The organism is Streptosporangium brasiliense (assembly GCF_030811595.1).
In the GTDB taxonomy this organism is placed as follows: domain Bacteria; phylum Actinomycetota; class Actinomycetes; order Streptosporangiales; family Streptosporangiaceae; genus Streptosporangium; species Streptosporangium brasiliense.
Genome location: NZ_JAUSRB010000002.1, coordinates 8032497 through 8048352, shown reverse-complemented (window position 1 = coordinate 8048352; position 15856 = coordinate 8032497). Strand labels below are relative to the sequence as shown.

Here is a 15856-nt window from a genome sequence, read left to right as displayed (position 1 = left end):
CGGGCCGCTCGCTCCGCCGGCTCATCGCAGGCACTCCTCGCGCAGGCGCTCCGCCAGGCGGAGCAGGCGGGCGATCTCCTCCTGGCCCTCGGCGGGCTCGACGGTGCCCTCGGCCAGGCCCAGTGCCTCCGTCATGCCGCAGACTCCGCCGAGCTGGTCGCGGATCTGCCGGCCGAGCAGATCGGTGGAGCCGCTGCCGCGGGCCTCGTCGCGGCAGAACATGCACATGTCGCAGGTGGACAGGCAGTCGGGCGCGTAGCGGGCGGGCACCCGGGCCAGGGCCTGGGCCAGCTCCTCCGCCGAGCGGGTGGGCACGCCGTCCCCGTCGGGGGCCAGGTCGAAGGTGACCCCCTGGGGGAGCCCTTCGAGCAGGCGGTCGACCCTGGTCATCCGGGTGAGCTGCCGTTTGAGGACGGCGAGCTGCTTGCGCACGTCCACCAGCGTCGCGGTCGGCCGGTTGGCGAAGTTCTCCGGGCAGACGAGCACCACGTCGTGGGAGACGCGCTCGGGGTCGTGCCCGAGGTCGGCCAGGAGCGTGCGCATCGCCAGCACGTAGACCGCGGCCTGCCTGGCCGCCGCCGCGACCTTCTCGGGCTCGGCCTGGCCGTCGATCACGCTGAACGACTTGATCTCCACGATGTGGAAGCGCCCGCCGACCTGGAAGGCCACCACGTCGGGCTCCAGGTAGGAGGTGTGTCCGGCGATCTCCAGGCTGAACAGCGGATGGTCGTAGAAGACCGCCGTGTCGCCGTGCTCGCGAGCCGCCCGGTCGACCAGTGTCCGGGTGTGGGAGTGGCGCAGGTGGGAGCCGACGCTCTCCACGTCCTGGTAGCCGACCTGGGCGACGGGCAGGCCGAGCAGCTCGCGCAGGAGCCGTAGCAGCTCGGCGCAGCCGTTCTCCTTCACCAGCGACTCGAACACGTTCCCGCGGGTGATCGCGAACTGGGACTGGCCGAAGGGGGCCGGGAAGCCGAGGTGCCGGGCCGTGCGGTCCTTGTCCACCCCGGCGGCGTCCATCAGCGCCCGGCGGGCGCAGCCCGGGTTGGCGGCCAGAGCCGCGATGGCCCGGGCGTCGTGCGCGCGGGGCGGCACCGGCCCGCGCAGCTCGTCCAGCCGGTTCACCGGCCACCCCCGGTGCCGCCGGCGCGTGCCGTGCCCCGGCCGCCGATCAGCCGGCCGAGGCACGTGGCGCGCCCCGCCCGGCCGGCGGGCGTCTCCGGTGGACCGGCCGTCCACGCCGTGTTCCGCCTGTCCATCAACAGGCCCCTCTCAAGTTGCTCATCGCGGCGGCGCCGAACAGGCGCTCCACGTCCGGTAGTTGCCTGCTCGCCCGCGCCGCCACCTCGGCCCGGTGCGCGGCGTCGGCCGCCCGGTGCACCTCCAGCTCGGCCCGGGCCGCGCGGAGCGCGGTCACGGGGTCGGCCTGGACGGGGCCCTCGACGGCACCGGGGATGTTGTGCGCCATCCGCGACAGCAGCCGCAGCGCCCCCGGCGGCGGCTCGGCCAGCCGGGCGAGGTGCTCGGCGATGCGCATGGTCGAGGTGAGGAAGTCGACGCGGGGGCTCAGCGGTCCCAGCACCCGCAGCTCGGGCGCCCAGGTGCTGTCGGCGAGCAGCCCGCGCGCGGGGGAGAGGCGGTCGGTCAGCGCGGCGCACAGGTAGTAGGGCCGGGCGTAGGGGGCGCTGCGGAAGGAGCGCTCCTCGTCCCTGCGCAGGCTGGTCAGCTGGGGGCCGCGCAGCGCGCCGGAGAAGAACGCGTCGTTCACCGCCACGATCAGCTTGGCCGCGGTGGGCACGCCGAGCAGGGCCAGCGCCTGGTGCACCTGCTCCCGGATCGGCAGCAGCGAGGTCTCGGGCTCGGGGGGCGGCGGCACGGGCTCCTCGGCGCCGACCGCCGCGTCCCACGCCTGTTCGGCCCGGCGGAGGTCACCGCGCAGCGACCGGGCGAGCGAGTTCTCCTTCGCCTTGACCGCCCGCCGCACCTCGGCGCGGAGCTCGGCTATCCGCCGTTCCAGCGCGTCCAGTGATTCACTCACGGCCCGGAGCGTAACAGGAGTTCCACCAGTCTCCCTGGAATTCCAGCGAATCTCCCTTGAGTTCCAGCGAATTCCAGTATTAAAGTGCAGGCCATGGCGCGGTAATACTGGGCCGAAAGGGGGCATTTGGTGCGCAACCTATCGGAAGGTCGGGCCGTCCACCTGCTGGACGTGGAGAACCTCGTGGGAAACGCGCGCCCCGCCACCAGAGACGTCCAGGCCATGATGGACCGCTACCGCGAACGCGTCCCCATCGGCGGGATGGACCAATACGTCGTCGCGGTCAACCACGGCGCCATGCTCCCCGTCGGCCTGGCCCTGGCCGGGATCCAGCTCCTGGTCCGCTCCGGCCCGGACGGGGCCGACGCGGCGCTGGGCGAGGTGATCCGCCTCGACCACCTCGCCGACCGGTTCGAGCGCGTGGTCATCGGCTCCGGCGACGGCGTCTTCGCCGAGTCCGCCGACTGGCTGTCCGGCCGGGGCGTCCTGGTCGTGGTGGTCTCCCGCCCGGGAGCCCTCAACCGCCGCCTGCGCCGTACGGCGGGCCAGGTCATCCCGCTGGACCTGGCCGCCTGACCGCCGGTGGTGCCCGGCGGGCACGCCGCCGGGTGGGACCGGCCCGTCCCGGCGGCCCACGGGCAGGCCCGCCCACCGGCCTCCGCGTCCGCCGGACACGCCGTCCCGATCTTCTTCGCGCCGCTCTTCCCCTTTTCCCCGACACCGGCACGTTTTCCCCGACACCGGCCCGCCGCTCCGGCGGGCGAGATGTGAGTATCCCCCTACTCAACGTGTTCCCGGCGAGATCCTTGTTTGTCATGCTGTGGCCATCACTTCTCTGGAACGGAGAGAACGGTGAATCTCGGCCTCAGAAGACTGCTCCCCGTCTTCGTCGCCCTGACGCTGGTATGCGGCTGCGGCAACAGCGTGCTGGACGGTTCCCCGGATGACGGCGGGCAAGGTCAGGCACAGGAGGAGAAGACGGCGGGAGGTGGGGACGACCCGCACTACGGGCCGCTCGACCTGCCGATAGGCAACACCGGAGTCAACAGCGGTCCCGGCGGCATCTACGACCTCCTGCTGGAAAAGGACTGTTCCGGGGCCCGCGCGCAGCTCGACGAGCGTCAGAGCGACCCCGTGTACGCGATCGACGACAAGAACACGGTCCTGCTGCTCCGCGTCGGCATCGCGCTGTGCGAGGGCAGGGGCGCGGCCGCCAAGAAGGCGTTCGCCGGTGCCGTCAGGACGGACGCGCCTCAGTTCATGTGCTTCCTCTACGTGGCGGAGGCGAGCCTCATCCGGCGGAAGCCCAAGTCCTCCTTCGCCGCCTGCCCGCCTGACGTTTCCGACAGCCCGCCGCCGGCGGACCAGGAGGAAACGGACGATCCGCCGCCGACGGACCAGGGAGAAACCGACGATCCCCCGCCGGTGGACCAGGGAGACGGCGACAACCCGCCGCCCGGCGACCCCACCTCTCCCGACGGCACGTCCTCGGCTCCGGCCGGCGAGCCCACGGGAGAGACCGGTTGACCACACCCGCAGAACCGACGCCGCCGGGGCCGTCAGAACCGGCACCGGCGGACCCGGCACCGATGGACCCGGCACCGGTGGACCCGGTACCGGCGGACCCGGCACCGGTGGACCCGGTACCGGCGGACCCGGCACCGGTGGACCCGGCGCAGTCAGAACCGGCACCGGCGTTTCCGCCGGTGCCGGCGGAACCCGCGGAGGGGCTGCAGGCCGTGGCGGGGAACTCCACCCTGCTGCAGTGGGTCTCGGCCATCCTCGCGAACGCGACGGTCGTCACCGCGCTGCTGGTCTATTTCGGCTGGGAACGTAGCGACGTGATGGCGCGCAGGCTCGGCATCAACGAGAGCATCCTCGGCATGTCCACCAGCGACTACGTGCTGCGCAGCGTCCGCCCGGTCCTGGTGCTCCTCCTGATCGTCGGAGCGGCCGGCTTCGCGTGGCTGTATCTCGACCACTGGCTCACCCGGGTTCTGCGCGCGCCGAACAGGCTCACCACCTACGTCCTGCGGACGCTGTCGCTGGCCTGGCTGGTGCTGCCCGCCCTCGTCTGGCTGCTCGGATACGTCCCCGCGTGGCGCGCGTTCATCTATGTCGCTTTCCCGTTCAGCATCGGCGCGGGTGTTCTGCTGGCGTACTACGCCGCTCATGTCCGCGCCTCACTCCCCGGCGGCGCGCCGCCCGCCCGCGAGACGGCGCTGCGCGCCTTCGTCGCGCTCAGCGTCGGCTTCTCCCTGTTCTGGGGCACCTCCCACTACGCGACGGTCCTCGGCAACACCCTGGCTGACGGAGTCAGGCCCGGCGCCCTCACCAAGGTGACCGTCTACAGCCCGCAGCGGCTCCACCTGACCGCTCCAGGAGTCGTCGAGACACCCCTCCAGGACGACAAGAGCACCTACCGGTACCGGTACACGGGCCTGCGTCTCCTGGACCACACCGGCGGACGCTACTTCCTCATCTCCGACGCCTGGACGCGCACCACGGGTGTCGTCGTCGTTCTCGCCGACAAGGACCCCGTCCGCATGGAGTTCGCCCACGCCTGAGCTCCGCGCATCTGCCTGAGCTCCGCGCATCGCCGGTGGCAGGCGCACGGACGGCGGCTGCCACCGGCACGACGGGAGCGGGTCCTCAGGCCCCGACCTCCGAGCGGTCACCGGACCAGAGGGTGTGGAAGGAGCCCTCCCGGTCCACCCGCTGGTAGGTGTGCGCGCCGAAGAAGTCCCGCTGCCCCTGGATCAGGGCCGCGGGCAGGCGCTCGGCCCGCAGGGAGTCGTAGTAGGCCAGCGCGGTCGAGAAACCGGGCGCCGGGATGCCCAGCTCCGCCGCCTTCGCCACCACCCGCCGCCAGGACTCCTGGGCCAGGCCCAGGGCCTCGGCGAACAGGGGGGCGGTCAGCAGGGTCACCGGCGGGGTCTCCTGCTCGTAGGCCTCGCGGATGCGGTCGAGGAAGACCGCCCGGATGATGCAGCCACCCCGCCAGATCGTGGCCAGCGCGCCCGGGTCGACGTCCCAGCCGTACTCCGCGCTGCCCGCCCTGATCTGGTCGAACCCCTGCGCGTACGCGATGATCTTCGATGCGTACAGCGCCCGCCGCACGTCCTCCGCGAAACCCTCGCCGACCGGCCCGGCCGGCGCCCCCGAGGGGCCGGGCAGGCCGCGCGCGGCCTGCCGCAGCTCCGCGTGACCGGAGACCGAGCGGGCGAACACCGCCTCGGCGATGCCGCTCACCGGGACCCCCAGGTCCAGCGCGATCTGGACGGTCCACCGGCCGGTGCCCTTCTGCTCGGCCCGGTCGGCGATGACGTCCACGAGCGGCCTGCCGGTGGCGGCGTCGACCTGCCTGAGGACCTCGGCGGTGATCTCGATGAGGTAGGAGGACAGCTCCCCCTTGTTCCACTCCTCGAAGACGTCCGCCAGCTCCGCGGGGCTCAGGCCGAGCCCCTGCCTGAGCAGGTCGTAGGCCTCGGCGATGAGCTGCATATCGGCGTACTCGATACCGTTGTGCACCATCTTGACGAAATGTCCGGCGCCGTCGGGGCCGATGTGCGTGCAGCAGGGCACGCCGTCCACCTTCGCGGCGATGTCCTCCAGGAGCGGGCCCAGCGCCTCGTAGGACTCCCGGGAACCGCCCGGCATGATGCTCGGTCCCAGCAGCGCGCCCTCCTCGCCGCCGGACACCCCGGCCCCGACGAAGTGGATGCCCCGCTCGCGCAGTGCCGCCTCCCGCCGGCGGGTGTCGAGGAAGTGCGCGTTCCCGCCGTCCACGAGCATGTCGCCCGGCTCCAGCAGGGGGGCGAACTCCTCGATCACCGCGTCGGTCGGCGCGCCGGCCTTGACCATGATGATGATGCGCCGAGGGCGCTCAAGCGCCGCGACGAACTCCTCCGGAGTCTCGCAGGCGACGAACGCGCCCTCGTCTCCGTGCTCTTCGATCAGTGCCTTGGTCCTGGACTGCGACCTGTTGTGGACGGCTACCGTGTGCCCATGCCTGGCCAGGTTGCGGGCGAGGTTAGCCCCCATTACCGCCAGCCCGGTCACGCCGATCTTTGCCTCAGCCATCGTCTGACACCCCCTTCGTGTCCAAGAATGTCAGTTTGTATCCAGAGATGGTCGTCGGCGGGGTGCGGTGGAGCCGTCTCGCCGGCTCAGAAGGAGAGCGGCTGCGGGGAGAGGGGAGAACTGCGGGGAGAGCGAGGTGAGGGCGGCCCAGGCGGAGACCGGGTCAGAGAGGTCAGGGAGGGGAGGCGGACACCGGGTCAGGAAGGTCAGGGACGGAAGAAGGTGCCGGGAGCCTCCGAACCCAGCACGCCTCCCAGGCAGCGGTAGGTCCGCACGCCCAGGCCGAACTGCTCCTTCGACGGCGGCAGGACCGTGCTCTGCCACTTGCCGGCGGGCGCGGCGGTGCGGGCGTCACCGTGCCGGGAGGCCAGCATCACCTGCGTCGCGCACACCTTCTTCACCGACGGGTGTTTCTCCAGAGCGGAGGTGTCGTAGGTGAGGGAGTCCGTCGGCAGAGGGGCGATCGCGAAGGTCTCCCAGGAATGGGACTCCTCGCAGCCGATCCGCTTGGCCGTCGAGTCGCCCGAGATGCTGACGATCCCGCCCCAGCACTCGGCCTCCTTCACGCAGGCCGCCCGCGCGCCGGGCACCGCCGCGGCCGGGCAGCCGGCTGTGACCGTGGCGACCTGCCCGACTCCCTCCGTGCCGGCCGGTCGGCTGTCGGCGCCGGTCTGCTGACCGGCGGGCGGGTCCGGATCGCGGTTCTCCAGGAACATCAGCCCCACCCCGGCCAGCAGCAGGATCGTGAAGGCCGCGGCCACCGCGGCGAACACCCGGAAGTTCGACCCGCCGGTGGCCGCGCCGCCCACCGCGGCGGGGGCCTGGGTGTCCGTCACACCGCGCAGGCCCGGCGAGGTCAGGTGCGCGCGCACCGGCTCCCCGCCCCGCACGGGCTGGGCGGTCGGCGCGCCGTACGGCGCGGGCGACCCGGTGAAAGGCCCCGAGTGCCCCGAGGCGAAAGGCCCCGAGCGCCCCGAAGGAGGAGTGGGGGAGGGGCCCACGGCGGGGCCGGCGGCGGAGGAGACGGAGGGCGGGGCGACCGGTCGGGGTGCCTGGGCACCGCGGTCCAGACGCAGGTCGGTGAGGGCGTCCCGCAGCGCCGCCACCGAGGGGGTGCGCTGGGCCGGATCGCTGGCCATGGCCTGCCGGAGCAGCGCGGTGAGCTCCAGCGGCACGCCCGGGATGTCCGGGACGGGCAGCCGGTGCAGGGCCATGATGACGGCTATGTTGGCCACGCCGCTCTCCGGGAACCTCGGCGGGCGGCCCGACAGCAGCGCGTAGAGCGTCGCGGCCAGGGAGTAGACGTCTCCGGCGGCGGCGGGCTCGCTCAGCTCGAACGCCTCGGGCGGGGCGTAGGCGGGGGTGAGCGAATCGCGGGTCACCGACGCCTCACCGCCCGCGGACGGCATGGTGGCCAGGCCGAAGTCGGAGAGCACCACGTTGCCGTACCGGTTGATCAGGATGTTGGCGGGCTTGATGTCGCGGTGCAGCACCCCCGCGGCATGCGCGGCCGCCAGCGCGTCCGCGATGCGGATGCCGATGTCGGCCACCTCGGCCGGCGCCAGCCGCCCCTCGGCCCGCATCCGGTCCAGCAGCGACCCGCCGGGGCACAGCTCCAGCACCATGTACGGCCGGCCGTCGGGCAGCACTCCGGCGTCGTAGACGTGGGCGACATGCGGATGCCCGGAGAGGGCGCCCGCCGAGGTGACCTCACGCATGAAGCGGCGCCTGTCCCGCTCCGAGACCAGCACCCGGTTGTCGACCTTGAGCGCGACCTCGCGGTCCACGGCCAGCTGCCGGGCCCGGTAGACGATCCCGAAACCACCTTGACCGAGGACGCCGGACACCTCGTAGCCCGGCACCGCCACGGCACTCGATCCGGCCACCCGTCACCTCCTGGAGATGACGGGCAGATTACCGGATCTTTGCCTTCATCCCGCTTGTATCCGCCCACCCGTGACCGCCCGGGGAAGACCCGCGAACGCCGGGGAGGCCGCCGGGGAAGGAGGACGGGGTGCGACCGTGACGGCCTGCTCCTGCCCGAGGTCGGCCAGGAGCGCGTCCCACCGGGCACCGACGGCGTTCAGGTCGTAGCCGGCGGCCGTGCACACGGCGTTCGCGCCCAGCGTGCCGCGCAGCTCCCGGTCCTCGATCAGGCGGCAGACGGCCCCGGCCAGGTCCTGGGCCTTCTTGGAGCGCACGAGCAGGCCGTCGTGCTCGTGGGTGATGATCTCGCGGGGGCCGTGCGGGCAGTCGAAGCTCACCACTGGCACGCCCTTGCTCATCGCCTCCAGGATCGTCATGCCGAACCCCTCGTAGCGGGAGCTGACCACGTAGACCGACGCCTTGGCCAGCTCCACACCGATCTCCGGGGAACTGCCCATGAGGAACACCTTGTCCTGGAGGCCCGCGTCCTCGATCCTGGCGCGGAGCCTGGCCTCGGCCTTCGCCGCGCCGCGGCCGTAGATGCGCAGCACCCAGTCCGGATGCGCCGCCGCCACGTGTGCCCAGGCCCTGACCAGGCGGTCGAAGCCCTTGGCGTGCACCAGCCTGCCGATGGCGACGACGGCCTTCTCCTCCAGCGGCGAGACGTCACCGGCCAGGTCGGGCACGGCGTTGGGGATGCGCAGCAGCCGTCCCGGCGGATCGGCCCTCAGCGTCTTGGCGTACTGGCGCAGATCGGCTTCGGTGAGGGTGACGAAGGCGTCCAGCCTGCCGTACCGCCGCTTGACGAGCCGCCGGATCTCGGGGGAGTGGACGTCGAGAGCCACGTGCTCCTGGCCGACGGTCAGGACTCCTGGGGGCGCGAACAGCGCGGTGACCAGGTTGAACCCGGGCCGGGTGGAGATCACCACACCGGTGCGCATGGACCGCAGGAAACCGACCAGCCGCAGGTCAGTCCAGAGCGTGACCGAGCGGTAGACGTTCTCCTGCTCCGGGATCAGCACGCTCGGAAAGCGTGACAGCAGCCGGGGGATCCAGCCACGGGGCCTGGTCCTGTCGTCCAGGAACGACACCCGCACGCCGGGCGGGATCGGGAAGAACGGCTCCTCCGCCGTCCGGATCATGCTGACGATCTCCACATCGCGCTCCCGCGCCAGGTATCCCGCGAGGTTGAGCACGGTCCGGATGGTGCCGCCCATCCCGTAGGCATGCTGCAGCAGGATCCGGACCGTCCCCGTGTCCGGCGCGGGCGCGCGGCGGGCCCGTCTCTCGTTGACCCGCCTCAGCAGCCACAACGCCCCGCGTCTGGCTGCTCCGCGCACTGTCCCCGGCAGTTGTCTCCCCTGCCTCTGTCTCCCCTGTCTCCCCGTTGTCTCCGACAATTGAGATCCCCCTGCTCAACTGGTCTCCGGCCGTACGGCGCGCTGCCGGACGGAGCTCTCACCCTGCCCTGAAGCACGTGGGATATGCGTAAATGCGCCGTTATGGCGCTTCTAGTCCTGTCGGCGCACCAGCGGCCCCGTCCGCCTTCACGTCTCTCCGCCGGGCGAGACCTATGCTGTTTCCCTCTGAGAGGGGAAGAGACGGTGAGCGGACGGGATCCCGACAGGCGGCGAGCGCTGCTGGACGCCGCGGACCGGGTGATCCGGCGGGAGGGGCCGGAGGCGTCGATGGCCTCGATCGCCTCCGAGGCCGGGATAACCAAGCCCATCCTCTACAGGCACTTCGGCGACAAGAGCGGGCTGTACCAGGCCCTGGCCAACCGTCACGTCCGCACCGTGGTCAGCCTGCTGCGCCCGGAGTTCGACCGGGACAGGACGGATCTGCGCAGCCGAGCCCGGTCGACCATCACCGCCTACCTCGACATGATCGCCGCCAACCTCAACCTCTACCGCTTCCTGTTCCACCGGGCCGGAGCAGAGGACAGCCGGACCCACTCCCAGATGACCGCCATCGTGCGCAGCCTCGGTGAGGAGCTCGGTGCCGTCATCGCGGCGGAGTCGGCGGTCCCCGACCCGGTCCGGGCCCAGGTGCTGGGACACGCCTTCGTCGGCATGGTCCAGGCCACCGGAGACTGGTGGCTGGAGCACCCCGAGGTGGACCGGGCCGAGGTCGTCGAGGGACTGGTCAGCGTGATCGTGGCGACGATGTCCGCCACGCTGCCCCGCTGACCTGCGGGACAGCGACCTCCACGGCAGGTGGACACGGTTGATTTGACGAGGTGGGGCGCGGTCCATAAAGTTCACCAAGCCCGAGAGAGTCGGCGGCAACGCTGGGACCTCGGGGACCCTCCCTGATGAACTCCACTCATTGAGATCGTTATGTCTCGATGAGGCTCGATTCGACACGAACCGGACAACGGAGTAGGTTAGAAGGGTTGCTCCGGAAACGGGGCGGCCGGAATTCCGGTAGGGCCAGCTAGATCAAGTCAAGCCGCTTCAAGCGGGCGGGTTTGACACGGAAAAGCGGGCCTGAAAGAATAAAGGCACAACGGAACGAACGAAACGCCCCGGAGCCGGGACCATGGTCACGGTGACGGAGAACGCGTCCGTTTCTTGAGAACTCAACAGTGTGTTAAAAGCCAGTGCATGAAGCACAACCCCGTCCCACCCACGTGTGTGGGAGGACGGATTCCTTTGGTTGATGACACCTCCACCTTTGCCGGTGGTGGGTGCTTTCAGCCGGGAGCAACTCTGTAGACATTGTTTGGAGAGTTTGATCCTGGCTCAGGACGAACGCTGGCGGCGTGCTTAACACATGCAAGTCGAGCGGAAAGGCCCTTCGGGGTACTCGAGCGGCGAACGGGTGAGTAACACGTGAGTAACCTGCCCCTGACTCTGGGATAAGCCCGGGAAACTGGGTCTAATACCGGATACGACCACTTCCCGCATGGGATGGTGGTGGAAAGTTTTTTCGGTTGGGGATGGACTCGCGGCCTATCAGCTTGTTGGTGGGGTAACGGCCTACCAAGGCGACGACGGGTAGCCGGCCTGAGAGGGCGACCGGCCACACTGGGACTGAGACACGGCCCAGACTCCTACGGGAGGCAGCAGTGGGGAATATTGCGCAATGGGCGGAAGCCTGACGCAGCGACGCCGCGTGGGGGATGACGGCCTTCGGGTTGTAAACCTCTTTCAGCAGGGACGAAGTTGACGTGTACCTGCAGAAGAAGCGCCGGCTAACTACGTGCCAGCAGCCGCGGTAATACGTAGGGCGCAAGCGTTGTCCGGAATTATTGGGCGTAAAGAGCTCGTAGGTGGCTTGTCACGTCGGGTGTGAAAGCTTGGGGCTTAACTCCAGGTCTGCATTCGATACGGGCTGGCTAGAGGTAGGTAGGGGAGAACGGAATTCCTGGTGTAGCGGTGAAATGCGCAGATATCAGGAGGAACACCGGTGGCGAAGGCGGTTCTCTGGGCCTTACCTGACGCTGAGGAGCGAAAGCGTGGGGAGCGAACAGGATTAGATACCCTGGTAGTCCACGCTGTAAACGTTGGGCGCTAGGTGTGGGGACCTTCCACGGTTTCCGCGCCGTAGCTAACGCATTAAGCGCCCCGCCTGGGGAGTACGGCCGCAAGGCTAAAACTCAAAGGAATTGACGGGGGCCCGCACAAGCGGCGGAGCATGTTGCTTAATTCGACGCAACGCGAAGAACCTTACCAAGGCTTGACATCGCCCGGAAACACTCAGAGATGGGTGCCTCTTCGGATCGGGTGACAGGTGGTGCATGGCTGTCGTCAGCTCGTGTCGTGAGATGTTGGGTTAAGTCCCGCAACGAGCGCAACCCTTGTTCAATGTTGCCAGCACGCTCCCTTGTGGGGTGGTGGGGACTCATTGGAGACTGCCGGGGTCAACTCGGAGGAAGGTGGGGATGACGTCAAGTCATCATGCCCCTTATGTCTTGGGCTGCAAACATGCTACAATGGCCGGTACAGAGGGTTGCGATACCGTGAGGTGGAGCGAATCCCAAAAAGCCGGTCTCAGTTCGGATTGGGGTCTGCAACTCGACCCCATGAAGTCGGAGTCGCTAGTAATCGCAGATCAGCAACGCTGCGGTGAATACGTTCCCGGGCCTTGTACACACCGCCCGTCACGTCACGAAAGTCGGCAACACCCGAAGCCCGTGGCCCAACCACTTGTGGGGGGAGCGGTCGAAGGTGGGGCTGGCGATTGGGACGAAGTCGTAACAAGGTAGCCGTACCGGAAGGTGCGGCTGGATCACCTCCTTTCTAAGGAGCATCGGCCACATCCTCAGCTTGAGGGTCTGGTCCAGGTCATGTCTGCAGGCGCGTGTTCTGCACATGACGCGCTCATTAGTGGAGCACTGGCTAATCGGTTCAGCGGGATCGCTGACCGGCTAGTACCGCCCATCCTCCTCGTGAGGGTCGGGAGTGGGAACGCGGGTCGAGGGGTTCCGGGGTTCCGGACACACTGTTGGGTCCTGAGGAAACGGACCGGATGCGGAGCCTGCCTGTGGCGGGCTTCGTGGTCTGTGTGACCTCGTGCGGGACCGTCCTCCTGTCATACCGGCCTGGCCGGGGTTGGGGTTTTGCCTCAGCTTCTGGTGTGGGTGTTTGGTGGTGGGGTGGGTGCGGTCGCTGTTTGTTGTTTGAGATTTGCATAGTGGACGCGAGCATCTTTGTGGCCAAGTTTTTTAGGGCACACGGTGGATGCCTTGGCATCAGGAGCCGATGAAGGACGTGGGAGGCTGCGTTAAGCCCCGGGGAGTCGCCAACCTGACTTTGATCCGGGGATGTCCGAATGGGGAAACCTAGCACCAGTCATGTGGTGTTGCCTCCGCCTGAATGTATAGGGCGGTTGGTGGTAACGCGGGGAAGTGAAACATCTCAGTACCCGTAGGAAGAGAAAACAAATTAGTGATTCCGTGAGTAGTGGTGAGCGAAAGCGGAAGAGGCTAAACCGTATGCGTGTGATAGCCGGCAGGCGTTGCGTGTGCGGGGTTGTGGGACCCTCTGGGAGGAGCTGCCGCTCCTCCAGGCAGTGAGAAATCGATGGGATAGTCGAAGCTTCTGGGAAGTTGCGCCGGAGACCGTGAGAGCCGGGTAGGCGAAATCTTGTCGACTGTTTGAGGGGATCCCAAGTAGCACGGGGCCCGAGAAATCCTGTGTGAATCTGCCAGGACCACCTGGTAAGCCTAAATACTCCCTGATGACCGATAGTGAACAAGTACCGTGAGGGAAAGGTGAAAAGCGCCCCGGTGAGGGGTCGTGAAATAGTACCTGAAACCGTGTGCCTACAAGCCGTAGGAGCGTAGACGTCTTCGGGCGTCTGTGATGTGACTGCGTGCCTTTTGAAGAATGAGCCTGCGAGTTATGGTGTGTGGCGAGGTTAACCCGTGTGGGGGAGCCGTAGCGAAAGCGAGTCTGAATAGGGCGTTTGAGTCGCATGCTGTAGACCCGAAGCGGAGTGATCTAGGCATGGGCAGGTTGAAGCGCGGGTAAGACCGCGTGGAGGACCGAACCCACCAGGGTTGAAAACCTGGGGGATGACCTGTGTTTAGGGGTGAAAGGCCAATCAAACTCCGTGATAGCTGGTTCTCCCCGAAATGCATTTAGGTGCAGCGTTACGTGTTTCTTGCCGGAGGTAGAGCACTGGATGGCCGATGGGCCCGACAAGGTTACTGACGTCAGCCAAACTCCGAATGCCGGTAAGTGAGAGCGTAGCAGTGAGACTGCGGGGGATAAGCTCCGTAGTCGAGAGGGAAACAGCCCAGACCACCGACTAAGGCCCCTAAGCGTGTGCTAAGTGGGAAAGGATGTGGAGTCGCAGTGACAACCAGGAGGTTGGCTTAGAAGCAGCCACCCTTGAAAGAGTGCGTAATAGCTCACTGGTCAAGTGATTCCGCGCCGACAATGTAGCGGGGCTCAAGTACACCGCCGAAGTCGTGGCATTCACACATGTGTCCGAGCCTTTGTGGTTTAGGTGTGTGGATGGGTAGGGGAGCGTCGTGCGGCCGGCGAAGCAGCAGAGTGATCTAGTTGTGGAGGCCGTGCGAGTGAGAATGCAGGCATGAGTAGCGAATCAGAAGTGAGAAACTTCTGCGCCGGATGACCAAGGGTTCCTGGGGCAGGCTAATCCGCCCAGGGTAAGTCGGGACCTAAGGCGAGGCCGACAGGCGTAGTCGATGGACAACGGGTTGATATTCCCGTACCCGCTACGATGCGCCAATACTGAATCCAGTGATACTAAGGGTCCTTAACTCGGTTGCCCCTTCGGGGGCGGCGTCAGAGTGAACGCCTGGCCTGATCTGGTAGTAGGTAAGCGATGGGGTGACGCAGGAAGGTAGCCCAGCCCAGGCGATGGTAGTCCTGGGGTAAGCATGTAGGGAGGACCGTAGGCAAATCCGCGGTCCATGTATCCTGAGATGTGATGCCGAGCCGATTGTGGCGAAGTGGGTGATCCTATGCTGCCGAGAAAAGCCTCTAGTGAGTGTCGTGGCGGCCCGTACCCGAAACCGACTCAGGTGGTCAGGTAGAGAATACCAAGGCGATCGGGTGAACTGCGGTTAAGGAACTCGGCAAATTGCCCCCGTAACTTCGGGAGAAGGGGGGCCTTCGCTGGTGATGGGACTTGCTCCCTGAGCTGGTGGGGGTCGCAGAGGCCAGGGGGAAGCGACTGTTTACTAAAAACACAGGTCCGTGCGAAGTCGTAAGACGATGTATACGGACTGACGCCTGCCCGGTGCTGGAACGTTAAGGGGACCGGTTAGCTGCAGTAATGTGGCGAAGCTGAGAACTTAAGCGCCAGTAAACGGCGGTGGTAACTATAACCATCCTAAGGTAGCGAAATTCCTTGTCGGGTAAGTTCCGACCTGCACGAATGGCGTAACGACTTCCCCGCTGTCTCAACCGCAGACCCGGCGAAATTGCACTACGAGTAAAGATGCTCGTTACGCGCAGCAGGACGGAAAGACCCCGGGACCTTCACTACAGCTTGACATTGGCGTTTGGAACGGTTTGTGTAGGATAGGTGGGAGACGGTGAAGCTGTCACGCTAGTGATGGTGGAGTCATTGGTGAAATACCACTCTGGTCGTTTTGGACGTCTAACTTCGGTCCGTGATCCGGATCAGGGACAGTGTCTGGTGGGTAGTTTAACTGGGGCGGTTGCCTCCTAAAGAGTAACGGAGGCGCCCAAAGGTTCCCTCAGCCTGGTTGGCAATCAGGTGTCGAGTGTAAGTGCACAAGGGAGCTTGACTGTGAGACCGACGGGTCGAGCAGGAGCGAAAGCTGGGACTAGTGATCCGGCGGTGGCTTGTGGAAGCGCCGTCGCTCAACGGCTAAAAGGTACCCCGGGGATAACAGGCTGATCTTCCCCAAGAGTCCATATCGACGGGATGGTTTGGCACCTCGATGTCGGCTCGTCGCATCCTGGGGCTGGAGTAGGTCCCAAGGGTTGGGCTGTTCGCCCATTAAAGCGGTACGCGAGCTGGGTTTAGAACGTCGCGAGACAGTTCGGTCCCTATCCGCTGCGCGCGCAGGAGACTTGAAAGGAGCTGTCCCTAGTACGAGAGGACCGGGACGGACGAACCTCTGGTGTGCCAGTTGTTCCGCCAGGAGCACGGCTGGTTGGCTACGTTCGGAAGGGATAACCGCTGAAAGCATCTAAGCGGGAAGCTCGCCTTGAGATGAGGTCTCCCACCCGTGAGGGGTAAGGCTCCCAATAGACGATTGGGTTGATAGGCCGGAGGTGGAAGCACAGTAATGTGTGGAGCTGACCGGTACTAATAGGCCGAGGACTTGACCACAAAGCATATTCTTGGTCACTGCAGCGCTTT

At 67.1% G+C, this 15856-nt stretch carries 9 protein-coding genes and 2 rRNA genes; 6 read left to right on the top strand and 5 right to left on the bottom strand.

Annotated features, from left to right (window positions below; all coding sequences use genetic code 11):
• Positions 1-21: 21 nt before the first annotated feature.
• Together J2S55_RS45980 and J2S55_RS45975 are read right to left on the bottom strand one after the other, a co-directional pair.
• A complete protein-coding gene (locus J2S55_RS45980) occupies positions 22-1122 on the bottom strand; it encodes a hypothetical protein (RefSeq protein WP_306874713.1) in 1101 nt (366 codons plus the stop codon).
• Between the two features lie 133 nt (positions 1123-1255).
• A complete protein-coding gene (locus J2S55_RS45975) occupies positions 1256-2035 on the bottom strand; it encodes a hypothetical protein (RefSeq protein ID WP_306874711.1) in 780 nt (259 codons plus the stop codon).
• Positions 2036-2164: 129 nt separating this feature from the next.
• Here J2S55_RS45975 and J2S55_RS45970 point away from each other — a divergent pair, with 129 nt between their 5' ends.
• From J2S55_RS45970 to J2S55_RS45960, 3 genes are all read left to right on the top strand, one after another.
• Positions 2165-2611: a PIN domain-containing protein gene (locus J2S55_RS45970; RefSeq protein WP_306874708.1), complete on the top strand. Its 447-nt coding sequence runs from the start codon at positions 2165-2167 to the stop codon at positions 2609-2611.
• Positions 2612-2887: 276 nt separating this feature from the next.
• Positions 2888-3562, top strand: coding sequence for a hypothetical protein (locus J2S55_RS45965; RefSeq protein ID WP_306874706.1), 675 nt, complete (start codon positions 2888-2890; stop codon positions 3560-3562).
• 179 nt (positions 3563-3741) lie between these two features.
• On the top strand, positions 3742-4602 hold the full coding sequence (locus J2S55_RS45960) for a hypothetical protein (protein ID WP_306874703.1): 861 nt from the start codon (positions 3742-3744) through the stop codon (positions 4600-4602).
• Positions 4603-4687: 85 nt separating this feature from the next.
• Here J2S55_RS45960 and gnd read toward each other — a convergent pair whose 3' ends face one another.
• The 3 genes from gnd to J2S55_RS45945 all read right to left on the bottom strand — a co-directional run bounded on the left by gnd (position 4688) and on the right by J2S55_RS45945 (position 9357).
• Positions 4688-6118: an NADP-dependent phosphogluconate dehydrogenase gene (gene gnd, locus J2S55_RS45955; protein ID WP_306874700.1), complete on the bottom strand. Its 1431-nt coding sequence runs from the start codon at positions 6116-6118 to the stop codon at positions 4688-4690.
• Between the two features lie 206 nt (positions 6119-6324).
• Positions 6325-8004 carry a serine/threonine-protein kinase gene (locus J2S55_RS45950; RefSeq protein ID WP_306874699.1) on the bottom strand — a complete coding sequence of 560 codons (1680 nt, stop codon included), beginning with the start codon at positions 8002-8004 and terminating at the stop codon, positions 6325-6327.
• Between the two features lie 45 nt (positions 8005-8049).
• Entirely contained in the window at positions 8050-9357 is a 1308-nt protein-coding gene (locus J2S55_RS45945) for a glycosyltransferase family 4 protein (protein WP_306874697.1), read from the bottom strand.
• Between the two features lie 291 nt (positions 9358-9648).
• Here J2S55_RS45945 and J2S55_RS45940 point away from each other — a divergent pair, with 291 nt between their 5' ends.
• The 3 genes from J2S55_RS45940 to J2S55_RS45930 all read left to right on the top strand — a co-directional run bounded on the left by J2S55_RS45940 (position 9649) and on the right by J2S55_RS45930 (position 15826).
• Positions 9649-10233 (top strand): TetR/AcrR family transcriptional regulator, encoded by a 585-nt coding sequence (locus J2S55_RS45940; protein WP_306874694.1) that lies wholly within the window; start codon positions 9649-9651, stop codon positions 10231-10233.
• A gap of 532 nt (positions 10234-10765) precedes the next feature.
• Positions 10766-12288 (top strand): 16S ribosomal RNA (locus tag J2S55_RS45935).
• Between the two features lie 414 nt (positions 12289-12702).
• A 23S ribosomal RNA gene (locus J2S55_RS45930) occupies positions 12703-15826 on the top strand.
• Together the 16S and 23S rRNA genes form the textbook arrangement of a ribosomal RNA operon.
• Positions 15827-15856: the final 30 nt, after the last annotated feature.